We start from the raw sequence: 25890 nt of genomic DNA, 5'->3' as shown, positions 1-25890 counted from the left end.
GCACACCCCTTGCATATCCCGGTGAAGCAACCCTCAGGAGCTTCACCCCGTGGCCGCAGCCGCTGACAAAACCAAGAAGACCGCCGACAAGGACAAGACCGCCAAGCCGCGTAGTCCGATCCTGATCACCGCCCTGGTCGCCGTACTGGCCGCCGGCGCCGCCGGTGGCGGGGTGTGGTTCTTCACCCAGTCCAAGCACGAAGACAAGACCGCGCAGGCGCCGAAGAAGACTGCCACCCCGGCCCCGGCGCAGTACTTCGCGCTGGAACCGGCGTTCGTGGTCAACCTCAACGGTTCGATCGACGGCCCGCGTTACCTGCAGGTGGAAGTGCAGCTGATGACCCGGGATCCGGCCGCGCTGGAAGCGATCAAGACCCATGCCCCGGCCATCCGCGCACGTCTGCTGATGCTGTTCTCGCAGGTCAGCCCGCAGCAGATCGCCGACATCGCCGGCAAGCAGAAGCTGCAGGCCGATTCGCTGGCCGAAGTGCAGAAGGTGCTGAAGGCCGAGACCGGCAGCAACGGTGCCGACGACCTGCTGTTCACCAGCTTCGTGACCCAGTAAGGGCTCCCCGATGAATGACCTGCTGTCCCAGGATGAGATCGATGCCCTGTTGCATGGCGTGGACAGTGGCGCGGTCGAAACCGAGCCGGACGCCCCCAGTGGCGAAGCACGCTCCTACGATTTCGCCAGCCAGGACCGCATCATCCGCGGTCGCATGCCGACCCTGGAAATGGTCCACGAGCGCTTCGCGCGCCTGTGGCGGATCGGCCTGTTCAATCTGATCCGGCGTTCGGCCGAACTGTCCGTGCGCGGCATCGAACTGATCAAGTTCAACGATTACATGCACTCGCTGTATGTGCCGACCAACCTGAACCTGATCCGCTTCAAGCCACTGCGCGGCACCGGCCTGATCGTGTTCGAACCGACCCTGGTGTTCGCCATCGTCGACAACTTCTTCGGTGGCGACGGGCGCTACCCCACGCGCATCGAAGGCCGCGAGTTCACCGCTACCGAGATGCGGGTGATCCACCTGCTGCTGAAGCAGACCTTCGCCGACCTGCGCGAAGCGTGGGCCCCGGTGATGGACGTGGAATTCGAGTACATCAACTCGGAGATCAACCCGCACTTCGCCAACATCGTGACGCCGCGCGAATACGTGGTGGTGTGCCGCCTGCATGTCGAACTCGACGGCGGTGGCGGCGACATCCACGTGACGCTGCCGTACTCGATGCTGGAGCCGATCCGCGAACTGCTCGACGCCGGCATCCAGAGCGACCGCAACGACCGCGACGAGAGCTGGGGCCGCACCCTGCGCGAGCAGCTCAACGTTGCCGAAGTCACCCTCTCCAGCGTGCTGGCCAGCAAGCGCATGACCCTGCGCGACCTGACCCGGCTGAAGGTCGGCGACATCCTGCCGATCGACCTCAGCCCGCAGGTGCCGCTGTGCGTGGAGAACATCCCGGTGTTCACCGGTGAGTTCGGCGTCGCCAACGGCATGAACGCCGTAAAGATCACCGCTACCCATCCGCCGGGCACCCGTCCGCGCGTACCCGTCATCCAGGAAGACCCGCAATGAACGATATCGACGCCCTCGAACCGACTCCGGCACAGTTCACCAACCTGCAGGCCGATGAGGCGACCGGCCCGGATTTGAACCTGGACGTGATCCTCGACGTGCCGGTGACGTTGTCGCTGGAAGTCGGTCGCGCCCGCCTGCCGATCCGCAACCTGCTGCAGCTCAACCAGGGTTCGGTGGTGGAGCTGGAGCGTGGTGCCGGCGAATCGCTGGACGTGTTCGTCAACGGCACGCTGATCGCCCATGGCGAAGTGGTGGTGATCAACGACCGCTTCGGCGTGCGCCTGACCGATGTGGTCAGCCCCAGCGAGCGGATCCGGAGACTGCGTTGAGCCTACTCGCCGCCACCACGCTGGCCGTCGCCAAGACGGCCCCGCAGATCGGCCAGCATGCGCCGGCCGCACCGAGCCTGTTCGGTGCGGTGCTGGCCCTGCTGGCCGTGCTGGCCCTGGTCATCGGCCTGGGCTGGCTGCTCAAACGCCTGCCCGGCAGCGGCTTCCGCCCGGCCGAAGGCATGAAGCTGGTGGCGAGCCTGAATGTTGGCGCCAAGGAGCGCGTGGTGGTGGTCGAGGTCAATGGCCAGCAGCTGCTGCTGGGCGTGACTGCAGGCGGCATCAACACCCTGCACACCCTGCCCGAACCGCTGCCGCCACCCGCGCCGGGGCGCGTCCCCGACCTGAAGAACCTGCCGAATTTCGCCCAGCTGCTGCAACAGCGGCTGCGCAAGGACCCCTGACATGCGTGTGACCCGTTCCCGTCTTGCCACCCTGCTGCCGTGGCTGAGCCTGATCGCCCTGTGCCTGCTGCCTGCGTTGGCGTTCGCCGCCCCGGGTGCGCCGAGCACGCCGCTGCCGGATATCAACGTCGGCAAGATCGGCGGTGCGCCGGTCAGCCTGCCGCTGCAGACCCTGCTGCTGATGACGGCGATCACCCTGATCCCGTCGATGCTGCTGGTGCTGACCTCCTTCACCCGCATCATCATCGTGCTGGGCCTGCTGCGGCAGGCGCTGGGCACCGGCCAGACGCCGTCCAACCAGGTGCTGCTGGGGCTGGCGCTGTTCCTCACCGCGATGATCATGCTGCCGACCTGGGACAAGGCCTGGAGCACCGGCATGGCGCCGTATCTCAATGGCGAGATCGACTTCCAGACCGCCTGGACGCTGACCACCACGCCGCTGCGCGCCTTCATGCTGGCGCAGATCCGCGAGACCGACCTGATGACCTTCGCCGGCATCGCCGGGCACGGCACCTACGCCAGCCCCGATGCGATTCCGTTCCCGGTGCTGGTCGCGTCGTTCGTCACCAGTGAACTGAAGACCGCCTTCGAGATCGGCTTCCTGATCTTCATCCCGTTCGTGATCATCGACCTGGTGGTGGCCAGTGTGCTGATGTCGATGGGCATGATGATGCTGTCGCCGATGCTGGTCTCCGCACCGTTCAAGATCCTGCTGTTCGTGCTCGTCGATGGTTGGGTGCTGACCGTCGGCACGCTGGCGGCGAGCTTCAATCCGGCCTGATCCGAAGGTCAGCCGAGCATGGCTCGGCCCTACAGGCGCGACGCCGGGCAGTGCCGGCCGCCGCATTGACCACCGCCGGGCATGGCCCGGCGCTACCGATGGAACCCTGATGTCTCCCGAACTTGCCTTGACCGAACTGCGTGGCGGCCTGATCACCGTGCTGTGGGTTGCCGGCCCGCTGCTGCTGACCGTCCTGGTGGTCGGCGTTGTGGTGGGCGTGGTGCAGGCCGCGACCCAGCTCAACGAACCCACCATCGCCTTCGTTGCCAAGGCCGCAGCGCTCACTGCGGTGTTGTTCGCACTGGGCAGCCTGCTGATCGGCCATCTGGTCGAATTCACCACGCTGCTGTTCCAGCGCATTCCGCACCTGATCGGCTAGACGGACGCGCACGCAGATGGACGCCGCCACCCAGATGGCTGCCGACGGCCTGAATGCCTTCGGCATGATCGGCACCGTGCTGTGGACCCTGCTGCGCATCGGCGCGGTGGCCATGGCAATGCCGATGATCGGTACCCGCGCCGTGCCCGGCCGGGTGCGGGTGATGCTGGCCGGCACCCTGGCCATCGCATTGGCGCCCCTGCTGCCGCCGGTACCGGACTGGACCGGCTTCGACGCCGCCACCGTGCTGACCATCGCCCGCGAGCTGGCCATCGGCGTGGCCATCGGTTTCATGCTGCGTCTGGTATTCGAGGCGGGCGCGATGGCCGGCGAACTGGTCGCGCAGGGCACCGGCCTGGCATTTGCGCAGATGAGCGACCCGCTGCGCGGCGGCACCTCCGGTGTCATCGGCCAGTGGTTCTACCTGCTGTTCGGCCTGCTGTTCTTCACCGCCAACGGCCATCTGGCGCTGATCTCGCTGGTGGTGGACAGCTACCGCGCCCTGCCGATCGGCGCGCCCCTGCCCGACCCGCATGCCTTCTTCAGCATCGCGCCGACCTTCCTGCTGACCGTGCTGCGCGGGGCGCTGACCCTGGCCATCCCGCTGACCGTGGCGATGCTGGCGGTGAACCTGGCCTTCGGCGTACTGGCCCGCGCGGCGCCGGCACTGAATCCGATCCAGCTGGGCCTGCCGGTCTCGCTCCTGCTGGGCCTGTTCCTGCTGACCCTGCTGGTCGGTGAAATGGGCCCGCCGGTGCAGCGCCTGTTCGATGCCGCCTTCGAGGCTGCCGGTGCCGTGACCCGCTGACGCGGTCATCACGTTTTGCTGCTTGCCGTCCCCCCCGGTGCCCGCGTTAGAGTGAATGGGCAGCGACCGGGGGGACGCTGCAACCGGCGGTCTCTGGTCGCCCGCCTTACGCATGCCCCACCGTAGTTTTTCCGTTGACAGGCAGGTCCGGGAGACTGACGAATGCTGGTAGGCACGTACAACCCGTGGCTGGTCGCGACTTCATTGCTGGTTGCAGTGATGGCGTCCTACACCGCACTGGCGATGGCCGGGCGCACCGTCACCGCGCCTGGCAAGGGCGCGACCTGGTGGTGGCGCCTCGGCGGCGGCTTTGCGATGGGGCTCGGCATCTGGTCGATGCACTTCATCGGCATGCTCGCCTTCGACCTGCCCATTCCGCTGGGCTACGACCTGCCCATCACCCTGCTGTCGCTGGCACTGGCGATCGGCTCGTCGGTGTTCGCGCTGTGGCTGGTATCGCTGCGCACCCTGCCCCATCCGCGCCTGGCCGGTGGTGCCCTGCTGATGGGCAGCGGCATCGCCAGCATGCACTACGTGGGCATGGCCGCGATGCGCATGCAGCCGGGCATCGACTACCAGCCGGTGTGGCTGCTGCTGTCGCTGCTGGTTGCGGTGGCCGCGTCATGGACCGCGCTGTACGTGGCCTTCCGCCTGCGCGCGCAGCACACCCGCATCGGCGACCGCCTGGCCGCCGCCGGACTGCTCGGCCTGGCCATCGTCGGCATGCATTACACGGGCATGGCCGCCGCCCGTTTCCCCGAAGGCAGCGTGTGCGGCGCCGCGGTAGGCGATGGCCTGCAGAACAACTGGCTGGCGATGCTGGTGGTGGTGCTGACCGTGGCGATCCTGGCAGTCGTGCTGGTGGTGTCCTGGCTGGACCAGCGGGTGGAGGCACAGCTGTTGCGCCTGCGTAATTCGCTGCTCAGCACCTCGTTGACCGACGCCCAGCAGGAACTGACCCAGGCCGCGCTGCACGACCCGCTCACCCGCCTGCCGAACCGGTTGCTGCTGCAGCGGCGCATCGTGCAGGCGCTGGCCGAGGCCGAACAGGGCGGCAGCCGCTTCGCGGTGATGTTCATGGACCTGGATGGCTTCAAGCAGGTCAACGATGCCTATGGCCACCAGGCTGGCGATGCGCTGCTGGTGGCGGTGGCCGAACGCACCCGCCAGCTGTTGCGGCCGCACGACATGCTGGCCCGGCTGGGCGGCGACGAATTCGTGCTGGTGGTGCGCATCGAGCACGACGAGGACCTGCCGACCCTGGCCCGGCGCATCCTGCAGGCGGTGGGCAGCGGCCCGCTGCTGCCGGACCACGAACTGCAGGTGACCGCCAGCATCGGCATCGCGATCTGCCCCGACCACGCCGCCAGCGAACGCCAGCTGATGGCCTTCGCCGATGCAGCGATGTACCAGGCCAAGGAGTCGGGCCGCAACGCGTTCGTGCTGTTTGCCGACTGGATGAACGACAGCGCCGAGCAGCAGTTCCGCCTGCTGGCCGACCTGCGCCGGGCGATCGGCAGCGAGCAGCTGTTCCTGCACTACCAGCCGAAGATCCGCGTGGCCACGCAGAAGGTGGCCGGCGCCGAAGCCCTGATCCGCTGGCGCCACCCGGAACAGGGCCTGATTCCGCCGGACCGCTTCATCCGCTTGGCCGAGCGCAGCGGTGCGATCAACGAAATCGGCCGCTGGGCGCTGGACCAGGCCTGCCAGCAGCTGCGCCACTGGCACGATGCCGGCCACGACGGCTGGACGATGTCGGTGAACCTGTCGCCGGTGCAGTTCAGTTCCCCGCACCTGCTGCAGGACGTACGCGAGGTGATCGAGCGCTACGCGATCGCCCCGCGCAACCTGGTGCTGGAGATCACCGAGAGCACGGTGATGCGCGATACCGATACCAGCCTGCGCCTGCTGCAGAGCTTCTCCGCCCTGGGCGTGGGCATTTCCATCGATGATTTCGGCACGGGCTACTCCAGCCTGCTGTACCTGAAGCGCCTGCCGGCCACCGAGATCAAGATCGACCATGCGTTCGTGCGCGACCTGGAACACAGCGCCGAAGACGTGGTGATCGTGTCGGCCATCGTGGCGCTGGGCCATGCACTGGACATGGATATCGTGGCCGAGGGCGTGGAGACCGCCGCGCAGCGCGCCTACCTGGAGCGCCTGGGCTGCGATTACCTGCAGGGCTACCTGCTCGGCCGGCCGGTGGACGCCGCCCGCTTCATGCAACTGCACGACCTGCCGCGGCCACGGGTGGAGCTGGCGCAGAGCCCGCAGGACCAGCCCCCGGGGTAGCGCCGGGCCATGCCCGGCGGATGCAATGATCCAGGCTGCCCGCTCGCCGGGCATGGCCCGGCGCTACCGGTACCTGCTCCGGCAGGCGCCAACTTCGGTTGGCACATGCGCCGTCACGGAACGATTCTTGCACGCAGCCCGGCATCCCCTGCTGCAGTGCCTGTGATGTCCGAGAACGAATCCGCCGGCGAAAAAACCGAACAACCGACAGAAAAACGCCTGCGCGACGCCCGCGAACAGGGCAACCTGCCGCGCTCGCGTGAACTGGGCACGGCCGCCGTGTTCGGCGCCGGGGTGATCGCGGTGATGGCCATGAGTGGCTCGATGGCCAGCGGCGCCAGCGCCTGGATGCGCCATGCGCTCAGCCCCGAACAGAGCCTGCGCCAGCACCCGAAGGCGCTGTTCGGCCACTTCGGCGACCTGCTGCTGCAGCTGATGTGGGTGATCGCGCCGCTGGTGCTGGTCTGCCTGCTGGCCAGTTTCCTGGCGCCGGTGGTGATGGGCGGCCTGCGCTGGTCGGCCAAGGCGATGATGCCCGACATCAACCGCATGAACCCGATGAGCGGGCTGAAGCGCCTGTACGGCCCCGAAGCGGTGGCCGAGTTCATCAAGTCGCTGCTGCGCGTGGCCTTCGTCGGCGTCGCCGCCGGCATGGTCGTGTGGACCAGCTTCAACACCCTGCGCGGACTGATCCACCAGCCGCTGGAAACCGCCATCGGCGACGGCTTGGGCTTTACCCTGCGGCTGCTGCTGGCCACCGCCGGTGCCATGCTGGTGCTCGCCGCCATCGACGCGCCGTACCAGCGCTGGAACTGGATGCGCAAGCTGAAGATGACCCGCGAAGAGCTGCGCCGGGAAATGAAGGAAAGCGAAGGCAGCCCGGAAGTGAAGGGCCGCATCCGCCAGCTGCAGCAGCAGATGGCCAACCGCCGGATGATGGAGGCGGTACCCACCGCCGACGTGGTGGTGGTCAACCCGACCCACTATGCGGTGGCCCTGAAGTACGAAGGTGGGGCCATGAATGCGCCCACCGTGGTCGCCCTGGGCGTGGATGAAACCGCCCTGCGCATCCGTGAAGTGGCCGACGGCAACAAGGTCGCCATCGTCTCTGCCCCGCCTTTGGCACGCGCCTTGTATCGGGAAGGCCAACTCGGCAAGGAAATCCCCGTGAGACTGTATTCAGCCGTCGCCCAGGTCCTCTCTTACGTCTACCAGCTGCGCAGCTGGCGGACCGGCCCGATGCCGTCCACGCCGCACATCCAGGTTGATGAGTTCGGCAACGGGGGCCGCCCATGAGCGCCCAGGCATCCAGCTTCAATACCCGCCGCGCGCTTGAGATGATCCGCCAGGGCCTGGGCGCGCCGCTGATCGTGCTGGCCCTGCTGGCCATGGTCGTGGTGCCGCTGGCCGCGCCGGTGCTCGATGCGCTGTTCACCTTCAACATCGCCATCTCGCTGATGGTGCTGCTGGCGGTGGTCTACGTGAAGCGCCCGCTGGACTTCACCATCTTCCCGATCGTGCTGCTGATCACCACCATGCTGCGGCTGGCGCTGAACGTGGCCTCCACCCGCGTGATCCTGCTCAACGGCCAGAACGGCCACGAAGCGGCCGGCAAGGTGATCGCCGCGTTCGGTGAATTCGTGATCGGCGGCAACTACGCCGTCGGCATCGTGGTGTTCGCGATCCTGACCATCATCAATTTCGTGGTCATCACCAAGGGCGCCGGCCGCGTCTCGGAAGTGACCGCACGCTTCATCCTCGATGCCATGCCCGGCAAGCAGATGGCGATCGATGCCGATCTCAACGCCGGTTTGCTGACGCGCGAGGAAGCCAAGCTGCGCCGCGAAGAGGTCCGCGAGGAAGCCGACTTCTACGGCGCAATGGACGGTGCCAGCAAGTTCATCCGCGGCGATGCGATCGCCGGCATCCTGATCCTGTTCATCAACATGCTGGGCGGCCTGGCCGTGGGCGTGCTGCAGCATGGCATGCCGTTCGGCGAGGCCGCGGCCACCTATACCCTGCTGTCGATCGGTGACGGCCTGGTGGCGCAGCTGCCGGCGCTGCTGGTCTCCAGTGCGGTGGCGATGCTGGTTACCCGTGCCTCGCGTTCGCAGGACATGGCACAGGCAATGACCGGCCAGGTGTTCGGCCAGTACCGTGCGCTGGCCATCACCGCCGGCATCCTCGGCGTGGTCGGCCTGGTGCCGGGCATGCCCAACGTCGCTTTCCTGACGCTGGCCGCGATCCTCGGCTTCATCGCCTGGAAGGTGTACCGCAAGGGCCTGGCACCAGCGCAGGCCGACGCCGCGGCAGGCGAAACCAACGCACTGAACGCGCTGGGCCGCCCCGCGGCCCCCGCGCCCACGGCGGAACTGAGCTGGGATGAACTGCGCCCGGTCGATCCGCTGGGCCTGGAAGTCGGCTATCGATTGATCTCACTAGTGGACAGCAACCAGGGCGGCGAACTGATGCCGCGCATCAAGGGCGTGCGCCGCAAGCTCACCCAGGACGTCGGTTTCCTGATTCCGTCGGTGCACATCCGCGACAACCTGGAACTGCCGGCCAACGGCTACCGGGTCCTGGTGCATGGCGTGCCGGTGGCTACCGCCGAAATCCATCCCGACCGCGAACTGGCGCTGGACCCCGGCAGTGCGCTCGGTCCGCTGGAAGGCATCGCCGGCAAGGACCCGGCCTTCGGCCTGGATGCGACCTGGATCCAGCCGCACCAGCGCGCCCAGGCAGAAACCCTGGGCTACACCGTGGTCGACCCGGCCACGGTGGTGGCCACCCACCTTTCGCACCTGATCCGCGAGCACGCACCGGAACTGCTCGGCCACGAGGAAGTGCAGCATCTGCTGGCCAACCTGGCCAAGAGCGCGCCCAAGCTCGTCGAAGATCTGACGCCGAAGGCGCTGCCGCTGTCGGCGGTGGTGCGCGTGCTGCAGAACCTGCTGGTCGAGCGCATTCCGATCCGCCAGCTGCGCAAGATCGCCGAAGCCCTGGTCGAACATGCCCCGCACAGCCAGGACCCGGCCACGCTGACCGCCGCTGTGCGCACCGCGCTGGGCCGCTTCATCGTGCAGGAGATCGCCGGAATGTCGGCGGAGCTGCCGGTGTTCACCCTCAACCCGCAATTGGAACGTGTCTTGCAGGAGTCCACGCAGGGCAACGGCGCCGCGCTGGAACCCGGACTCGCTGAGCGACTGCACCAGAGCCTGGCCGAATGTGTCAGCAAGCAGGAAGCCCGCAACGAGCCCGCGGTGGTGCTGGTACCAGGCCCGGTGCGCGCCGCGCTGGCCCGCCTGGTCCGCCACAGCGTTCCGTCGCTGTCGGTCCTGGCTTACAGCGAGGTGCCGGAGGACAAGCGCCTGAAGCTGGTCGGAACGATCAGCTGACGCCGCCCTGCAAAGCGCCAGAAAACAGACACCACTTTCAAACACCCGCAACAGACAGATTCCAAGGGGAACCCGAACCGTGCAGACCACCGACCACCCGCGTTCTCCGACCGCCACTCCGCCGACTTCGTCCCGTGACCACAGCATGAAAATCAAACGATTCGTCGCCGCCGACATGCGCTCGGCCATGAACCTGGTGCGCAAGGAACATGGTCCTGACGCCGTGATCCTGTCCAACCGCCGGATCGAGGAAGGCATCGAGATCGTGGCAGCCGCCAACTACGATGAGAGCGCCGTGCAGCGCGCCCTGGAAGCGTCGCGTCGCGACGTGGCGCCGCCGCCCGCACCGAAGCCGCGTACCGCCGCCGACGCGGTGATCGCCGCGGTCACCCGCCGTCGCAGCAACACCCCGGCACCGGAGCCGGTGGCAGCCACCACTTCCGCCGTCGCCGCCCTCGCCCGCGCTGCCGTCGGCGCGACCGGCCGCACCCTCGACAGCGCCGACGAAATCGTGCCGACCCGTGGCAGCACCGGTTTCGCCGCTACGCTGGCGCGCGCCGCCGTCAATGAATCGACGCTGCCGGAACAGATCTTCGCCCCGTTTGCCGACGCCATCGTTGCGCCCTTGCCGGCCGCAGCTGCCGCGGTGAACCGCGCCCGCTTCCAGATCGATCCGCCGCTGGAAGACAGCGCGCAGCTGCCGGCAGTCTCGCCGCCGCCGCTGCCGGTTGCCAGCCAGGCCGCCGCAGCGCCCGAAGACGAAGCACCCCATGCGCCGGTTGCCGTGCAGCCGACGGAAGCTGCACCGGCACCGCTGCCGGCGCTGGCACCGGCACCTGCCCTCACCCTGGTCGCCGACGACGCCGAGATCCGCCACCTGCGCCAGGAAGTGGCCGGCATGCGCCAGGTGATCGAGCGCGAAATGAACCGCTTCACCGATGAGCGCCTGCGCGGCTGCCCGGTACGCGCCACCGCGCTGGACCTGATGGACGAGTACGGCTTCGACGCTGGCATCGCCCGCGACGTGGCCATGCAGATTCCGCTGGAAACCGAAGCGCATCGTGGCCGCGGCCTGATGCTGGGGCTGATCTCGCGCAAGCTGCCGATCGCCCCGGTCGACCCGATGGAGGAAGGCGGCGTGATCGCTCTGGTCGGCCCGACCGGTGCCGGCAAGACCACCACCATCGCCAAGCTGGCCTCGCGCTTCGCCGAAGCCCATGCCGCCCGCGACGTCGCCCTGGTCACCACCGATACGATGCGCATCGGCGCCCGTGAACAGCTGTACGGCTATGGCCGCCAGCTCGGCATCGCGGTGCACGAGGCCAACAGCGGCACCGATCTGGACCAGCTGCTGGAGCGCCTGAAGGACTACAAGCTGGTGCTGATCGACACCGCCGGCCTGGGCCCGCGCGACCGCGCACTGGCCGCCCAGCTGCAGTGGCTGCGCGCTGCCCGCCAGGTCCGCACCCTGCTGGTGCTGCCGGCCAACACCAGCTTCGGCGACATGGACGAGGTGGTGCGCCGCTTCGGCGCGGCCAACCTGCAGGGCCTGGTGCTGAGCAAGCTGGACGAGACCGGCCGCTTCGGCAACGCCCTGTCGGTGGCGGTGGACCACAAGCTGCCGATCACCTGGGTGACCGATGGCCAGGACGTCCCGGACGACCTGCACCGGGCCAGTGCAGCCAATCTTGTACTTCGCCTTGAAGATTTGCGCCGCGCGGCCGATATGCCCTGCAACCCGGAGTTGAACCATGCCGTCGCGTGAGTACGCCAAGCTGACCACCACCTTCCCGCTGACGGCGACCCGCAGCGAGCCGCTCGGCCCTGTGCGCACGATTGCCGTGACCGGCGGCAAGGGCGGCGTCGGCAAGACCAACGTGTCGGCCAACCTGGCCGTGGCGCTTGCCGGCATGGGCAAACGCACCCTGTTGCTGGATGCCGACCTCGGCCTGGCCAACATCGACGTGATCCTCGGCCTGAGCCCCACCAATACCCTGGCCGACCTGGTCGCTGGGCGTTGCAGCCTGGATGACGTGATCATCGAAGGCCCGAACGGCGTGCTGGTGGTGCCGGCCGCGTCCGGCCGCCGGCACATGGCCGAGCTGGCCCCGGCCGAGCATGTGGGCCTGGTCAACGTGTTCTCCGAACTGGAGCGCGAGCTGGACATCATGGTGGTGGACACCGCCGCCGGCATCACCGATGGCGTGCTGACCTTCTGCCAGGCCGCGCAGGACACCGTGGTGGTGGTCTGCGACGAACCGGCCTCGATCACCGACGCCTATGCCCTGATCAAGGTGCTGTCGCGCGAGCGTGGCGTGGACCGCATCCAGGTGGTGGCCAACATGGTGCGCGACCCCAACGAAGGCCGCGTGCTGTACGAGAAGCTGACCCGCGTCTGCGAGAAATTCCTCGCCGATGTCTCGCTGAACTACCTCGGCTGCGTGCCGCAGGACGACTGGCTGCGCCTGTCGGTGCAGCGCCAGCAGCCGGTGGTGAAGGCCTATCCGTCCAGCCCGTCGGCACTGGCGATCACCGAGATCGCCCGCCGCACCGCTCGCTGGCAGGCACCGACCGAGCCGCGCGGTGGCGTCGAGTTCTTCCTCGAACGCATCATCAAGCAGCGTGGGGTGGCCGCATGAAAGGCGCCGCCCAGTACAGAGAGGTCCAGCGCACGGCGGCCAATGAAGTAATCGCCCAGCACTCGGACCTGGTGCGGCGCATCGCCCACCACCTGGCCGCACGCCTGCCGGCCAGCGTTGAAGTGGACGACCTGATCCAGGCCGGCATGATGGGCCTGATCGAAGCGTCGCGCAGCTACGACGCCGACCAGGGTGCCTCGTTCGAGACCTACGCCTCGATCCGCATCCGCGGTTCGATGATCGATGAGATCCGTCGTGGCGACTGGGTGCCGCGTTCGGTGCACCGCCGTGCCCGCGACGCCGCTGCCACCATCCGCCGCCTGGAGCAGAGCACCGGCCGCGCCGCCAGCGCCACCGAAGTGGCCGCCGCGATGGAGATGCCGTTGCCCGAGTACCTGCGCCTGATGGAAGACGCCTCGCGCGGGCAGGTGCTGAGCCTGGAATCACGCATCGAAGACCAGGGCGAGCTGGACACCGTCGCCCAGGGCGGCCCGACCCCGCAGCAGGTGCTGGAACGCGGCGAGTTCGGCCGCGAGCTGGGCAATGCCATCGGCCACCTGCCCGAGCGCGAACAGCTGGTGCTGTCGCTCTACTACGAGCAGGAACTGAACCTGAAAGAGATCGGCGCAGTGCTCGGCGTGAGCGAGTCGCGGGTCTGCCAGATCCACGGCCAGGCGGTTCTGCGCCTGCGTGGCCGACTGAAGATTTTCGAGGCGGCCGACGCCGGCCTCGAGAGCTGATCAACAAAGGAACTCTGCTTTGAACAAGAACATGCGCATCCTGATCGTCGACGATTTCTCGACCATGCGTCGTATCGTCAAGAACCTGCTGGGCGATCTGGGCTTCACCAATACCGCCGAAGCCGAGGACGGGCATGCCGCGCTGTCGTTGCTGCAGAGCCAGCCGTTCGACTTCGTGGTGACCGACTGGAACATGCCGGTGATGACCGGCATCGAACTGCTGAAGGCGATCCGTGCCGATGCCAAGCTGAAGACCCTGCCGGTGCTGATGGTGACCGCCGAAGCCAAGCGCGAGCAGATCATCGAAGCGGCGCAGAACGGCGTGAACGGATACATCATCAAGCCGTTCACCGCACAGACGCTGGAAGAGAAGCTCGGCAAGATCTTCGAACGCCTGGCGGCCAGCGCTTGATGGACACCACGGTCGACAAGAGCGCCCTCGCCCTGCGCCTGCAGGAAGCCCTGGATGCATTGGAATCCGGCGACGAGGCGGCCTGGCGCCAGCGCATCGACGGCCTGGTGGCGCTGCGCACCCAGCCGATGATGAGCGGCCTTTCGCGGCTGGCCCGCGAACTGGGCCAGGCACTGGGCGAACTGCCGACCGTGCCCGATGAAGCCGGCGAGCTGGACGACGCCTGCGCGCGCCTGGACCACGTGGTGGCGATGACCGAACAGGCCACCCACCGCACCCTGGACCTGGCCGAAGAGTGCCGCAACCTGACCGAACAGCTGCGCGCCGATGGCCTGCAGCCGGGCCAGGACGTGCAGCTGGACCGCATCCGCCACAACCTCACCGAGATCGCCCTGACCCAGAGCTACCAGGACCTGACCGGACAGATCATCCGCCGCGTGGTGGGCATCGTCCGCCGCGTGCACGAAGGCTTCGGCGCGCTCGGCCTGCCGCCGGAACAGCATCGCACCGACCCGGAACTGGCCGGGCCGGCACTGAAAGGGCTGGACCGCCATGCGGTCTCGCAGAACGACGCCGACGACCTGTTGTCGGATCTGGGGCTGTAACCATGGGCGCGGTAGCCGACGACATCACTGCCGATTTCATCATCGAGGCCCAGGAAATCCTGGATCGCCTCGGCGAACAGCTGGTGTCGCTGGAACAGGCACCGCAGGACAATGAACAGCTCAACGCGGTGTTCCGTGGCTACCACACGCTGAAAGGCGGCGCAGGTTTCCTCGGCATCACCGCGATGGTCGAACTGTGCCACGCCGCCGAAGAGGCGCTGGGCGCCGCGCGTGCCGGCCAGGCCGTACTGCAGGCACATCACTTCGATGCCGCCCAGCAATCACTGGACTACCTGCAGTCGATGCTTGACGCGGTGTCCTCGGGTACCGAGCCCGGCTTTGCCCCGCCCGAACTGGTCGCCCAGTTCGACGTGCATGGCGGTGGCGCGGTTGCGCCCTCGGCCGCCACGCCGGGTGCCGGCGGTGGTGACCTGATCACCGACGACGAGTTCGAAGCCCTGCTCGACCAGCTGCACGGCGGCAAGGCGCCAGCACCCGTGGCGGCGGCGAAGAAGGCCGACGACATGATCAGCGAAGACGAGTTCGAGGCGCTGCTCGACCAGCTGCATGGCGGTGCCGCCCCGGGCAGCAACGCCATCGCCGCGATTGCTGCCGCACCGGCACCACGACCGGCGCCCGCGCCGGCCGCACCCGCTGCCAAGCCGGCGCCCAACAAGCCCGTCGCCGAAGCCGAACACACCGTGCGCGTGGATACCAAGCGCCTGGACGCCATCGTCAACCTGATCGGCGAACTGGTGCTGTCACGAAACCGGTTGAAGACGCTGCGCACACGCCTGCGCGATGAAGAGCTGGACCGTGCCGTGTCGACGCTGGATATCGCCACCGCGCGCCTGCAGTCGGCAGTGATGCGCACCCGCATGCAGCCGGTCGGCAAGGTGTTCTCGCGCTTCCCGAAGGTGGCGCGCGACGTTGCGCGTTCGCTGAAGAAGGAAGTGGACCTGGAACTGATCGGCGCGGAGACCGAGCTCGACCGCAACCTGGTCGAAGCGCTGGCCGACCCGCTGGTGCACCTGGTCCGCAACGCCATCGACCATGGCGTGGAAATGCCTGATCTGCGCGAAGCGCAGGGCAAGCCGCGGATGGGCCACGTGCGCCTGTCGGCGCAGCAGGAAGGCGACTACGTCAGCATCGAAGTGCAGGACGACGGTGCCGGCATCGATCCGGAAAAGCTGCGCGCCAAGGCACGCGAAAAGGGCCTGATCGATCCGGAAGCCGCCGCCCGCCTGAGCAGCGAGGAATGCCTGCACCTGGTGTTCCTGCCGGGCTTCTCGACCAAGCAGCAGGTCACCGACATTTCCGGCCGCGGCGTCGGCATGGACGTGGTGCAGTCGCGCATCCGCGAGCTGAGCGGGCAGATTCAGATCCAGTCGGAACTGGGCCGCGGCAGCCGCTTCATGATCCGTGTGCCGTTGACCCTGGCGATCCTGCCGACCCTGCTGGTGCAGGCCGGCGAAGACGTCTACGCCCTGCCACTGGCCCGCGTGATGGAAGTGCTGCATGCACCGCGCACCTCGCTGGGCTGGTTCGATGGCCGCGCCGTGCTGGACCGTCGCTCGCACACGCTGGCGCTGGTCGACCTGCGGCAATGGCTGGATGTGACGCCGGCCGCCTCGCCGCTGCTGACCATCGTCGTGCTGCAGGCCGGTGAAGCGCGCTTCGGGCTGGTGGTGGACCAGGTGCGCGGGCGCGAGGAAGTGGTCATCAAGCCGCTGCCGAAAGCCCTGCGCGGCCTGCGCGGTTATGCCGGTGCAACCTTGATCGGCGATGGTCGCATGGCACTGATCCTGGACGTGGACGGACTGCGCAGCCCACACGACTGACCCGATTCCTGAACGCGACACGCAAGAGCGCCGGGCCAGCCCGGCGACACAGGAAACTGTGAACTCCGTTACACCAGATTCTCCCGGTGTCTCAAGTCCCATTCATACAAGCCGATACCGGACCCATGGATAGACTCAGCCTCATTGGACTTTTCCTCGCCCTGGCCTCGCTGGTCGGTGGCAGCATCCTCAAGGGCGCCGGGCTGGCGTCGTTGTGGTCGCCTGCCGCCTTTGTGATCGTGATCGTGGGTACCGTGGCGGCCATCCTGCTGCATACCGCGCCGGCGGTGTTCAAGCATGCGTTCAAGATCGTGCGCTGGGTCGTGCGCCCGCCGCACAGCGACCGTCGCGAACTGATCCAGCAGATCGTGGAATGGAGCAACATCGCCCGCCGCCAGGGCCTGCTCGGCCTGGAATCGCAGGTGGAAGCGCAGCGTGATCCGTTCCTGCGCAAGGGCCTGCAACTGCTGGTGGACGGTGTGGAACCCGAATCGATCCGGCACATGCTGGAAATCGAACTCGGCAGCCAGGAACACCAGGACCAGGCCGGCGCCAAGGTATTTGAGGCCATGGGCATCTATGCGCCTACGCTGGGCATCATCGGCGCCGTGCTCGGCCTGATCGCGGTGATGAAGAACCTGGCCGATCCGAGCAAGCTCGGCCACGGCATCGCAGCGGCGTTCACCGCCACCATCTACGGCATCGCCTCGGCCAACCTGCTGTTCCTGCCCATCGCCGCCAAGCTGAAGGGCGTGATCGCCCATTCCAGCCGCGACCGTGAAATGGTCATCGAAGGCCTGATCTCGATCGCCCAGGGCGAGAACCCGCGCAACATCGAAACCAACCTCTCCGGCTTCCTGCACTGACATGGCCCGCCGCAAGCACCACGAAGAGCACGCCAACCACGAAGCATGGGCCATCCCCTATGCCGACCTGATGACGCTGCTGCTCGCCTTCTTCGTGGTCATGTACGCGATCTCCTCGGTCAACGAGGGCAAGTACCGGATCATGGCCGACGCCCTCACCGATGCCTTCGGTGGTGCGCCGCGCACCATCAATCCGGTGCAGGTCGGCAACAAGCAGGTGCAGGGCGGCGGCTGGGACAGCCCGTCGGTGATCAAGTCCGGCACCAAGATCGGGCCGTCCGCACCCGCACCATCGCACGACCCCACCCTGCTGCCGGCGATGGCCTCGCAGATGCGCATGCCGGTGTCGGTGCACAACCAGGAGCAGATCGCGCGTGCCGAGCGCCAGCTCAACAGCATCGCCGACCGCCTTACCGCTGCGCTGGCGCCGCTGATCGACCGCGGCATGATCAGCGTGCGCCGCACCGAACTGTGGATCGAAGTCGAGATCAACAGCGACATCCTGTTCCCGACCGGCTCGGCAGCGCTGGACGTGCACGCGCGCGACACCCTGGCCAGCCTGGCCGGTGTGCTGCGCGACGTGCCCAACAGCGTGCGCGTGGAAGGCCACACCGACAACGTGCCGATTGCCACCGCCACCTTCCCGTCCAACTGGGAACTGTCGGCCGGGCGCGCGGCCAGCGTCGTGCATCTGTTTGCCGACCAGGGCCTGCAGCCGTCGCGGCTGGCGATGGTCGGCTACGGTCAGTTCCGCCCGCGCGAAGCGAATGACAGTGCGCAGGGCCGCAACCGCAACCGGCGGGTGATGGTCATCATCCTGGCCGACACCAGTCATTCGGTGGACCCGCTGGGCGAACGCCTGAATGCCGCGACCGGGGCCACCCGCAACGCGAGCGAACAGGCCGCCGCAGCACCGGCCACCACCTCCAGTTCCCCCATCGCACCGGTGCAGTTGCCACCGGTGCCGGCTGGCAGCCGTGTCGGCGCCGCCGTTCCCCCGGCAATGAAGGAGTAATCCGATGCGCATCTGGGCAGTCGCCAACCAGAAGGGCGGAGTCGGCAAGACCACCACCACCCTCGCCCTCGGTCGCGGCCTGGCCGCGCTCGGCCACCGCGTGCTGCTGATCGATCTCGATCCGCATGCCTCGCTGACCCGCGCCTTCGGTGTGCCGATCGAACCGGCACCCAGCGGCGTGCTGGAACTGTTCGGCGCACCACCGGCCGACCTGTCCACGCTCAGCCACGCCAGCAACATCGGCGGGCTCGATTACGTGTGCGCGCAGGCCTCGCTGGCCACGCTGGAACGACGCAGCGCCAACCAGCCGGGCCTGGGCCTGGCACTGCAGAACGCCCTCGCCCGCCACCAGGGTCAGCACGACTACATCCTGTTGGACTGCGCACCGACCCTGGGCCTGCTGATGATCAACGCGCTGGCCGCGGCCGATCGCCTGATCATCCCCACCCAGGCTGAGCCGCTGGCCCTGCACGGCCTGGATGGCATGGTCCGCACCGGCGAGATGGTCGAGCGTTCGCGCCGCCGCCCGCTGCCGATCTCGATCCTGCCGACGCTGTTCGACCGCCGCACCCGCACCGGCAATGAATCGCTGCGCGCCATGCAGGACCGCCACGCAAGCCGCGTCTGGGAAGATGCGATCCCGATCGACACCCGCATCAGCAACGCGGCCGGGCTGACCCTGCCGAGCATCGGCGAGGACTACCCGGGCCGTGGCCTGGCGGCCTATCGCCGCGCGCTGAACTGGATCCTCGGTGAGGACGCACGCGCCCTGGAGCAGGCGGCATGAACACCACCGGCATGCTGGATGACTATCTGGACGAGCTGCTCGGCGACATTGCCGTGGCACCGGTCGCACCGGTCGCACCGGTCGCCGCAGATGCCACGCCGCGCCCGACGAGTGCAGCAGTCGACGGCCAGCGCGAGCCCAGCTGGGCCGAACTTCCGGCCGAAGTGATCTACGAAACCGACACCGTCGCAGCGCCCCCGGCCAACGACGATGCGGCGCTCGAAGCCGCCTTCGACGCCGCTGCCACGCCTGCAGCCGACGCCGAGCGCGAACCGACCTGGGACGATCTGCCGGCCGAAGTGATCTACGAAACCGACACCGTCGCGGCCGCCCCGGCCAGCGACGATGCGGCGCTCGAGGCCGCCTTCGACGCCGTCGCCGTGCCTAAGGCCGACACCGAGCGCGAGCCCACCTGGGACGACCTTCCGGCCGAAGTGATCTACGAAACCGACTCCGTCGCGGCCGCCCCGGCCAGCGGCGATGCGTCCCTCGAAGCCGCCTTCGACGCCGTCGCCGCGCCTGCAGCCGACGCCGAGCGCGAGCCCACCTGGGACGATCTTCCGGCCGAAGTGATCTACGAAACCGACACCGTCGCGGCCGCCCCGGCCAGCGACGATGCGGCGCTCGAGGCCGCCTTCGACGCCGCTGCCACGCCTGCAGCCGACGCCGAGCGCGAACCGAGCTGGGACGATCTGCCGGCTGAAGTGATCCATGAAACCGCGCCCGTGGCTGCTGCCCCTGTCGCACCGCCCGCGCCGGAACCCACCTGGGATGACCTGCCGGACGAAGTGATCTACGAAACCGACGCCGCCGACAGCCTCGCGCACACCGATAGTCCCGGGCTGCAGGCCGCGTTCGAAGCTGCCGCCGATGGCGACGTGGTTCCCGCCATCACCGCGCCGGCCGTTGCCACGCCTGCAGTGCGCCCGGCACCGTCAGCGATGCCGTCGATGACCCGCGCCGCCGTAATGCCGCCGCCACGGATCGCGGTCGACACCCCGTCCAGCAACCGCCCCGGCACCTGGCAGGAGCTGCAGGCGCAGGCGCATCAGCCCGCCAGCAGCCCGCACCCGCAGAACCGCCGCGCCGGCGAGCGCACCTCGCGCTGGCTGCGCCTGCGCTGCGGCACCCAGGCCTACGCGCTGGAGCTGCTGAAGGTGCAGGAAGTGGTGCTGCCGGTGCCGCTGCTGCCATTGCGCGGTACCGCCCCGGAAATGCTCGGCATCATGAATCTGCGCGGCCAGGTGGTGCCGGTGATGGATCTTGGCCTGCACCTGGGCGCGGCGTCCGCCGAGGATGACGCGCAGACCCGCATCGTCGTGCTCGAAGAGAACGGCGAGACCCTGGGCCTGCGCGTGTCGGCCGTGGAGGACGTCGCCAACCTGACCGACTCGCAGATCGAACCGCCCGATACCGCCCGCATCTGCCAGATCTCCAATGACCTGTTCCGCGGCGTGGCCCGTATCAGCCAGCGGCCGATGATCCTGCTCGACGCCACGCAGCTGCTGGGGTGAATCGGCACTTCGCGCCGATCACGCCCCTAAAGAACTACCGCGCGGTGCCGTTATGAATGCTGGAACCGTTTGTCCGGAGCAACGATGAGCACTGTCGAACTGGGTGAGGATCTCGGCATCGAGAGCAGCACCGAGCTCAAGAACCGCCTTTCGCCCTTGGTGGCGGAAGCAGGCGAGCTGACCCTGGATGCAAGCCAGGTCGGTCGCATCCATACCGCCAGCGTGCAGGTGCTGTGTGCCTTCGTACAGGCCCGCCGCGAGGCAGGCCTGGGCACCGGCTTCCACGGTTGCACTGCAACCTTCCGTGACGCTGCACGCCTGTTGGGCGTCACCCAGGCCCTGGGCCTGGACGTACCCCATGACAACCTGAAATCTGTGGAGAACGCTGCATGAGCGCACGTATCTTGGTGGTGGACGATTCGGCGTCGATGCGCCAGATGGTTTCCTTCGCCCTCACCTCGGCCGGTTTTGCCGTCGAAGAAGCTGAAGACGGCGCGGTCGCGCTCGGACGTGCCAAGGGCCAACGCTTCAATGCGGTGGTCACCGACGTCAACATGCCGAACATGGACGGCATCGCACTGATCCGCGAACTGCGCCAGCTGCCGGACTACAAGTTCACGCCGATGCTGATGCTGACCACCGAATCGGCCGCGGACAAGAAGTCCGAAGGCAAGGCCGCTGGTGCCACCGGCTGGCTGGTCAAGCCGTTCAATCCCGAACAGCTGGTCGCCACCGTGCAGAAAGTGCTGGGCTGATCGCCCCGCACTGCTCCCCCTCTTCGCTTCCGGATCGCCACTGCCATGAGCATGGACCTGCAACGCTTCCACGCCACTTTCTTCGAGGAGAGCCGCGAAGGCCTCGACGCCATGGAGGCTGGCCTGCTGGCCCTGGAATCGGGACAACAGGACCCGGAGATCATCAACTCGGTGTTCCGTGCCGCCCACTCCATCAAGGGTGGCGCCGGCACGTTCGGCTTCGATGCCATCGCCGGGTTGACCCACGTGCTGGAGACGCTGCTGGATGAGCTGCGTGCCGGCAAGCGCGCTCTCGAAGGCAACGCCGTCGATGCGATGCTGTCGTCGGTGGACGTGCTGCGTGCCCTGTTGCGCGAGGCCGAGCACGGCCAGCCCGCCGACCCTGCAGCGGTTGCTGCGGTGAAAGCGCGCCTGGAATCGGTGCTGTCCGGCCAGGCGGCGGCCGCCGCTGCGCCGGCCGCCGCCAGCAAGGTCGACGACACACCGGAAGCCTGGCAGATCGGCTTCACTCCGGCGCCGTCGCTGTTCATGAGCGGCAACGACCCGCTGCGCATCATCCGCGAACTGGAACACCTGGGTTCGCTGCAGGTCGCCGCACGCATGGATCGCCTGCCCGGCTTTGCCCAGCTCGATCCGCTCGAAGCCCACCTTGCGTGGGACCTGGGCCTGGTCGGCAAGGTGCCGCGCAGCAAGATCGAAGACACCTTCGCCTGGGTGCTGGACGACTGCGAACTGGACATCCGTCCGGCCGCACCGCCAAGCCTCGCCACCCAGGCACCGGCTGCCGCGCCAGTGGCTGCCCCCGCGCCTGCCGCTGCCGCACCGACGGCGAGCGCCGGCGCCAGCCAGGAAGCGGAAACCTCCATCCGCGTCAGCGTCGACAAGGTCGATGCACTGATCAACCTGGTCGGCGAACTGGTCATCACCCAGGCCATGCTCAAGCAGGTCTCGCACGCGCTGGACCCGGTCCATGCCGAGTGCCTGTTCGCTGGCCTGGACCAGCTTGAACGCAATACCCGCGATCTGCAGGAAGCGGTGATCGGCGTGCGCATGCTGCCGGTCGACGCAGTCTTCCGCCGCTTCCCGCGCCTGGTCCGCGACCTGTCCGGCCGCCTCGGCAAGCACGTGCGCCTGCGCACGATCGGCGAAGGCACCGAACTGGACAAGGGCCTGATTGAAAAGATCGCCGATCCGCTGGTGCATCTGGTCCGCAACTCGATCGACCACGGCCTGGAAATGCCGGACGTGCGTCGCGACGCCGGCAAGGACGAGACCGGCACGATCACCCTGGCAGCCTCGCACCAGGGCGGCCACATCGTCATCGAAGTCAGCGACGACGGCCGCGGCCTGAATCGCGAGAAGATCCTGGCCAAGGCGCACGAACGCGGCCTGGCCGTGCCGGACAACCCGACCGATTCGCAGGTCTGGGACCTGATCTTCCAGCCCGGCTTCTCCACCGCCGATGCGGTCACCGACCTGTCCGGTCGTGGCGTCGGCATGGACGTGGTCCGCCGCAACATCCAGGCGCTCGGTGGCGAGGTGCAGATTGAAAGCGGCCTCGGCACCGGCACCCGCACGCTGATCCGGTTGCCGCTGACCCTGGCCATCCTCGACGGCATGACCGTTGCGGTGGCCGGCGAAACCCTGATCCTGCCGCTGGCCTACGTGCTTGAAGCATTGCAGCCGCAGCCCGACGACATCCGCAGCATGGCCGGCGAAGGCCGCGTGCTGCGCGTGCGTGGCGAGTACCTGCCGATCCTGTCGCTGAGCGAGTACTACGGCTATGGACAACGCGCACCCGGCAGTGAATCGCTGGTGGTGGTGGTGGAAGGCGATGGCCAGAAAATCGCGCTGGAAGTGGACGAACTGGTCGGCCAGCAGCAGGTCGTGGTGAAGAACATCGAGAACAACTACCGCCGCATCGGCGGCGTCTCCGGCGCCACCATCCTCGGTGACGGCCGCGTCGCCCTGATCGTCGACATCGGCGGCCTGGTGCGTTCGCTGCGGGTACCGCAGGCCGCCTGAGCCGCTCCACGCGCCGCGCCTGACCGCCGCCCTCCGGGGCGGCGGTTTTTGTTTGCGCGCGCATACAACAGCACCCCTCCTTCGCGGCTGACAGGGCTGCGCGGTCCGCTTTGAACTCCGTCAATCTGCACTGTGAACTTCGTCGTGGGCATGGTTTCGCCTGAAACCACGATGTCGATGCGAACGCCTCGCCAGGGCGTGCTTTGCGCCGCATCTCCCTACGCCAGCGAATGTGACACAGGTCCATAAAGTCCGCCGCGCAGGCGCCGCTATCTCGAAATGACGGCAGTCACCGATCCTTCACCCGGCACCACCGTTCCCTCCTGCAACGACCTTTTGCCTGCGGCGCCGCCGCCGGTATTCTGCCCACCCTGGAGCACCCTGCATGAAGTGGTTCCACGATCTGCCCATCGCCCGCAAGCTGGCTGTGGGATTCACCCTGACCACCCTGATGACCGTCGTGCTGGGTGCGTTCGCCCTGGTCCGCCTGTCCGAAGCCAATGCCAAGCTGACCTCGATGGCGACCAACGACATCCCATCGGTGCAGTACCTCGGTGAAGTGCGCTCGCAGCTGGGTGAGTTCCGCACCTATGAACTGGCCCAGATCAGCATGCTGGACCAGCCGGAAAAGGTGGCCGACTACAACAAGCGCATGAATGACACCGCTGCGGTAGTGCGCGAGCAGCTGGCCGCCTATGCCAAGCTGCCGGCCGGCGACAAGGAGCGCGCGCTGTACCAGGCCGTGCAGGCCGACGTCGATGGCTACTTCGCCGCCAATACCAAGCTGCGCGAAGCGGCGACGGCGGGTGATGGCGAGACCGCCCGGCAGATCTCCGATGAGCAGTCGCGCCCGCTGCGCCGCAAGGCCTTTGAGGACCTGAAGGCGCTGGGTGCGCTGCTGGGAACCCAGATGCAGGGCAAGATCGACGACGCCAACGCAACCCACCGCAACAGCATGCTGGCCATCATCGCCGCCATCGCGCTGCTGGTCGTAGTCGCCGCCACCCTGGCCGTGGTCATCTCGCGCGCCGTGGTTGGTCCGCTGGGCAAGGCCGTGCATGCCATCCAGGCGGTTGCCCGTGGCGACCTCAGCGTCACCACCCAGGCCAACGGCAAGGATGAGGCGGGCCGCATGCTGGCGGCTACCGCGGAGATGACCGCGATGCTGCGTCGCTTCTCCGAGCAGACCCAGCTGATGGCACAGATGCATGCCGGACCCGATATCAGCCACCGCATTCCGGAAGATTTCCCGGGCGTCTACGGCCAGCTCGCCGGCGGCATCAACACGGTGATCTTCGAGCACCTCGACGCGATCCGTGATGCCATCGACGTGCTCAACCAGTACGCCACCGGCAACCTCGCCCCCGATGCCCGCCGCTTGCCGGGCAGCCGCGCGATCCTGCATGAATCGATGGATGCGGCCAAGGCCAGCCTGCTGGCGATCAACACGCAGATCCAGCAGTTGGCCTCGGCTGCCGCCGCCGGCGATTTCAGCCAGCGTGGCGATGCGCAGCGCTTCGATCACGATTTCCGCGTGATGATCGAGCAGCTGAACAGCATGATGCAGGTCGCCGACGGCAACCTGGGCCAGCTGTCGCAGCTGCTGCAGGCTATCGCCGGGGGCGACCTGACCGCACGCATGGACGGCCAGTTCCACGGCGTGTTCGCCCGCATGCGTGACGATGCCAACACCACGGTTGCCCAGCTGACCCAGATCGTCAGCCAGATCCAGGCCAGCACCTCCAGCATCACCCTGGCCGCAGGCGAAATCGCCTCGGGCAACAGCGACCTGTCGCGCCGCACCGAGCAGCAGGCCGCTAATCTGGAAGAAACCGCCGCGTCGATGGAGGAACTGACCTCCACCGTGCGGCAGAACGCCGAGCACGCACGCCAGGCCAACCAGCTCGCCATCGGCGCGCATGGCGTGGCCTCGCAGGGCGGCGAAGTGGTCGGCCAGGTGGTCACCACCATGTCGGCCATCGAAGCCTCCTCGAAGAAGATCGCCGAGATCATTTCGGTGATCGACGGCATCGCCTTCCAGACCAACATCCTGGCGCTGAACGCTGCGGTCGAAGCCGCCCGTGCCGGTGAACAGGGTCGTGGCTTTGCCGTGGTCGCCAGCGAAGTGCGTACCCTCGCCCAGCGTTCGGCCGCCGCTGCCAAGGAAATCAAGGGCCTGATCGACGAATCGGTCGGCAAGGTCGCCGAAGGCTCCAGCCTGGTCCACCAGGCCGGCAGCACCATGGGCGAGATCGTCGCTTCTGTGCAGCGGGTGACCGACATCATGGCCGAGATCTCCGCCGCCTCGCAGGAACAGTCGGCCGGCATCGAGCAGGTCAACCAGACCGTGGTGCAGATGGATGAAACCACCCAGCAGAATGCTGCGCTGGTGGAAGAAGCCACTGCAGCCGCGCGGGCGATGGAAGACCAGGCCGCGCAGCTGGGCGAGGCCGTTGCACGCTTCCGCCTGGCCGCGCCGAGCGCAGGCAACGCGGCGCCGCGTGCGGCGATGTCCGCGGCCGGAAATGCACCGCGCAAGGCGGCGCCTGCGCCCATCGCCACGCCATCGCGCGTGCGTAAGCCCGTTGCGCAGCCGGCGCTGGCCGGCGACGGCGACTGGCAGGAGTTCTGATCGCAGCATCGGGGTGGCCGCGCGCCACCCCGACAGCGGACCGCTGGCCCTTCGGTGTCCGGCATGGCACAACGAATCAGTCGAACGC

Annotated in this window: 24 protein-coding genes; all 24 read left to right on the top strand. The window is 67.8% G+C overall.

Going from position 1 to position 25890, the window contains the following annotated elements:
• The first annotated feature begins 49 nt into the window (after positions 1-49).
• The 24 genes from CR919_RS00765 to CR919_RS00650 all read left to right on the top strand — a co-directional run bounded on the left by CR919_RS00765 (position 50) and on the right by CR919_RS00650 (position 25802).
• A complete protein-coding gene (locus CR919_RS00765; protein ID WP_099818393.1) occupies positions 50-565 on the top strand; it encodes a flagellar basal body-associated FliL family protein in 516 nt (171 codons plus the stop codon).
• Between the two features lie 10 nt (positions 566-575).
• Entirely contained in the window at positions 576-1580 is a 1005-nt protein-coding gene (gene fliM, locus CR919_RS00760; RefSeq protein WP_025878989.1) for a flagellar motor switch protein FliM, read from the top strand.
• On the top strand, positions 1577-1912 hold the full coding sequence (gene fliN / locus CR919_RS00755; protein WP_099818392.1) for a flagellar motor switch protein FliN: 336 nt from the start codon (positions 1577-1579) through the stop codon (positions 1910-1912). Before fliM ends, fliN begins: the two co-directional genes overlap by 4 nt.
• On the top strand, positions 1909-2316 hold the full coding sequence (gene fliO, locus CR919_RS00750; protein ID WP_099818391.1) for a flagellar biosynthetic protein FliO: 408 nt from the start codon (positions 1909-1911) through the stop codon (positions 2314-2316). Before fliN ends, fliO begins: the two co-directional genes overlap by 4 nt.
• A gap of 1 nt (position 2317) precedes the next feature.
• Positions 2318-3097, top strand: coding sequence for a flagellar type III secretion system pore protein FliP (gene fliP, locus CR919_RS00745; RefSeq protein ID WP_099818390.1), 780 nt, complete (start codon positions 2318-2320; stop codon positions 3095-3097).
• Between the two features lie 109 nt (positions 3098-3206).
• Complete coding sequence (locus CR919_RS00740) at positions 3207-3476, top strand: flagellar biosynthetic protein FliQ (RefSeq protein WP_005413254.1); 270 nt, start codon at positions 3207-3209, stop codon at positions 3474-3476.
• A gap of 16 nt (positions 3477-3492) precedes the next feature.
• Entirely contained in the window at positions 3493-4284 is a 792-nt protein-coding gene (gene fliR / locus CR919_RS00735; protein ID WP_099818389.1) for a flagellar biosynthetic protein FliR, read from the top strand.
• 162 nt (positions 4285-4446) lie between these two features.
• Entirely contained in the window at positions 4447-6576 is a 2130-nt protein-coding gene (locus CR919_RS00730; RefSeq protein ID WP_099818388.1) for a bifunctional diguanylate cyclase/phosphodiesterase, read from the top strand.
• A 165-nt stretch (positions 6577-6741) separates the two neighbouring features.
• Positions 6742-7872 (top strand): flagellar biosynthesis protein FlhB, encoded by a 1131-nt coding sequence (flhB, locus tag CR919_RS00725; protein WP_089240997.1) that lies wholly within the window; start codon positions 6742-6744, stop codon positions 7870-7872.
• The gene (gene flhA, locus CR919_RS00720) at positions 7869-9971 is read left to right on the top strand and encodes a flagellar biosynthesis protein FlhA (protein ID WP_099818387.1); all 2103 of its coding nucleotides are present in this window, start codon (positions 7869-7871) and stop codon (positions 9969-9971) included. Before flhB ends, flhA begins: the two co-directional genes overlap by 4 nt.
• Positions 9972-10116: 145 nt before the next feature.
• A complete protein-coding gene (gene flhF, locus CR919_RS00715; protein WP_099818386.1) occupies positions 10117-11736 on the top strand; it encodes a flagellar biosynthesis protein FlhF in 1620 nt (539 codons plus the stop codon).
• Positions 11723-12610 carry a P-loop NTPase gene (locus CR919_RS00710; protein ID WP_025878980.1) on the top strand — a complete coding sequence of 296 codons (888 nt, stop codon included), beginning with the start codon at positions 11723-11725 and terminating at the stop codon, positions 12608-12610. The genes flhF and CR919_RS00710 overlap by 14 nt, the downstream gene beginning before the upstream one ends.
• The gene (locus CR919_RS00705) at positions 12607-13350 is read left to right on the top strand and encodes an RNA polymerase sigma factor FliA (RefSeq protein ID WP_025878979.1); all 744 of its coding nucleotides are present in this window, start codon (positions 12607-12609) and stop codon (positions 13348-13350) included. The genes CR919_RS00710 and CR919_RS00705 overlap by 4 nt, the downstream gene beginning before the upstream one ends.
• Positions 13351-13369: 19 nt before the next feature.
• On the top strand, positions 13370-13762 hold the full coding sequence (gene cheY / locus CR919_RS00700) for a chemotaxis response regulator CheY (RefSeq protein ID WP_005413247.1): 393 nt from the start codon (positions 13370-13372) through the stop codon (positions 13760-13762).
• Positions 13762-14367: a protein phosphatase CheZ gene (locus CR919_RS00695; protein ID WP_099818385.1), complete on the top strand. Its 606-nt coding sequence runs from the start codon at positions 13762-13764 to the stop codon at positions 14365-14367. The genes cheY and CR919_RS00695 overlap by 1 nt, the downstream gene beginning before the upstream one ends.
• 2 nt (positions 14368-14369) lie before the next feature.
• The gene (locus tag CR919_RS00690; RefSeq protein WP_099818384.1) at positions 14370-16208 is read left to right on the top strand and encodes a chemotaxis protein CheA; all 1839 of its coding nucleotides are present in this window, start codon (positions 14370-14372) and stop codon (positions 16206-16208) included.
• Positions 16209-16333: 125 nt separating this feature from the next.
• Complete coding sequence (locus CR919_RS00685) at positions 16334-17074, top strand: flagellar motor protein (protein WP_099818383.1); 741 nt, start codon at positions 16334-16336, stop codon at positions 17072-17074.
• Between the two features lies 1 nt (position 17075).
• On the top strand, positions 17076-18089 hold the full coding sequence (gene motD, locus CR919_RS00680) for a flagellar motor protein MotD (protein ID WP_099818382.1): 1014 nt from the start codon (positions 17076-17078) through the stop codon (positions 18087-18089).
• Between the two features lie 4 nt (positions 18090-18093).
• Entirely contained in the window at positions 18094-18876 is a 783-nt protein-coding gene (locus CR919_RS00675; RefSeq protein WP_099818381.1) for a ParA family protein, read from the top strand.
• A complete protein-coding gene (locus tag CR919_RS00670; RefSeq protein ID WP_243379772.1) occupies positions 18873-20390 on the top strand; it encodes a chemotaxis protein CheW in 1518 nt (505 codons plus the stop codon). The genes CR919_RS00675 and CR919_RS00670 overlap by 4 nt, the downstream gene beginning before the upstream one ends.
• 84 nt (positions 20391-20474) lie before the next feature.
• Positions 20475-20783 (top strand): STAS domain-containing protein, encoded by a 309-nt coding sequence (locus tag CR919_RS00665; RefSeq protein WP_059064119.1) that lies wholly within the window; start codon positions 20475-20477, stop codon positions 20781-20783.
• Positions 20780-21145, top strand: coding sequence for a response regulator (locus CR919_RS00660; RefSeq protein WP_025878971.1), 366 nt, complete (start codon positions 20780-20782; stop codon positions 21143-21145). Before CR919_RS00665 ends, CR919_RS00660 begins: the two co-directional genes overlap by 4 nt.
• A gap of 45 nt (positions 21146-21190) precedes the next feature.
• A complete protein-coding gene (locus CR919_RS00655; protein ID WP_099818380.1) occupies positions 21191-23170 on the top strand; it encodes a chemotaxis protein CheA in 1980 nt (659 codons plus the stop codon).
• A 385-nt stretch (positions 23171-23555) separates the two neighbouring features.
• Positions 23556-25802 carry a methyl-accepting chemotaxis protein gene (locus CR919_RS00650; protein ID WP_099818379.1) on the top strand — a complete coding sequence of 749 codons (2247 nt, stop codon included), beginning with the start codon at positions 23556-23558 and terminating at the stop codon, positions 25800-25802.
• The last annotated feature ends 88 nt before the right edge of the window (positions 25803-25890 follow it).

This window comes from Stenotrophomonas sp. LMG 10879 (genome assembly GCF_002750935.1).
GTDB classification, from domain to species: Bacteria; Pseudomonadota; Gammaproteobacteria; order Xanthomonadales; family Xanthomonadaceae; genus Stenotrophomonas; species Stenotrophomonas lactitubi_B.
The sequence above is the reverse complement of the archived record's forward strand: the minus strand, read 5'-3'. Positions and strand labels throughout refer to the sequence as shown.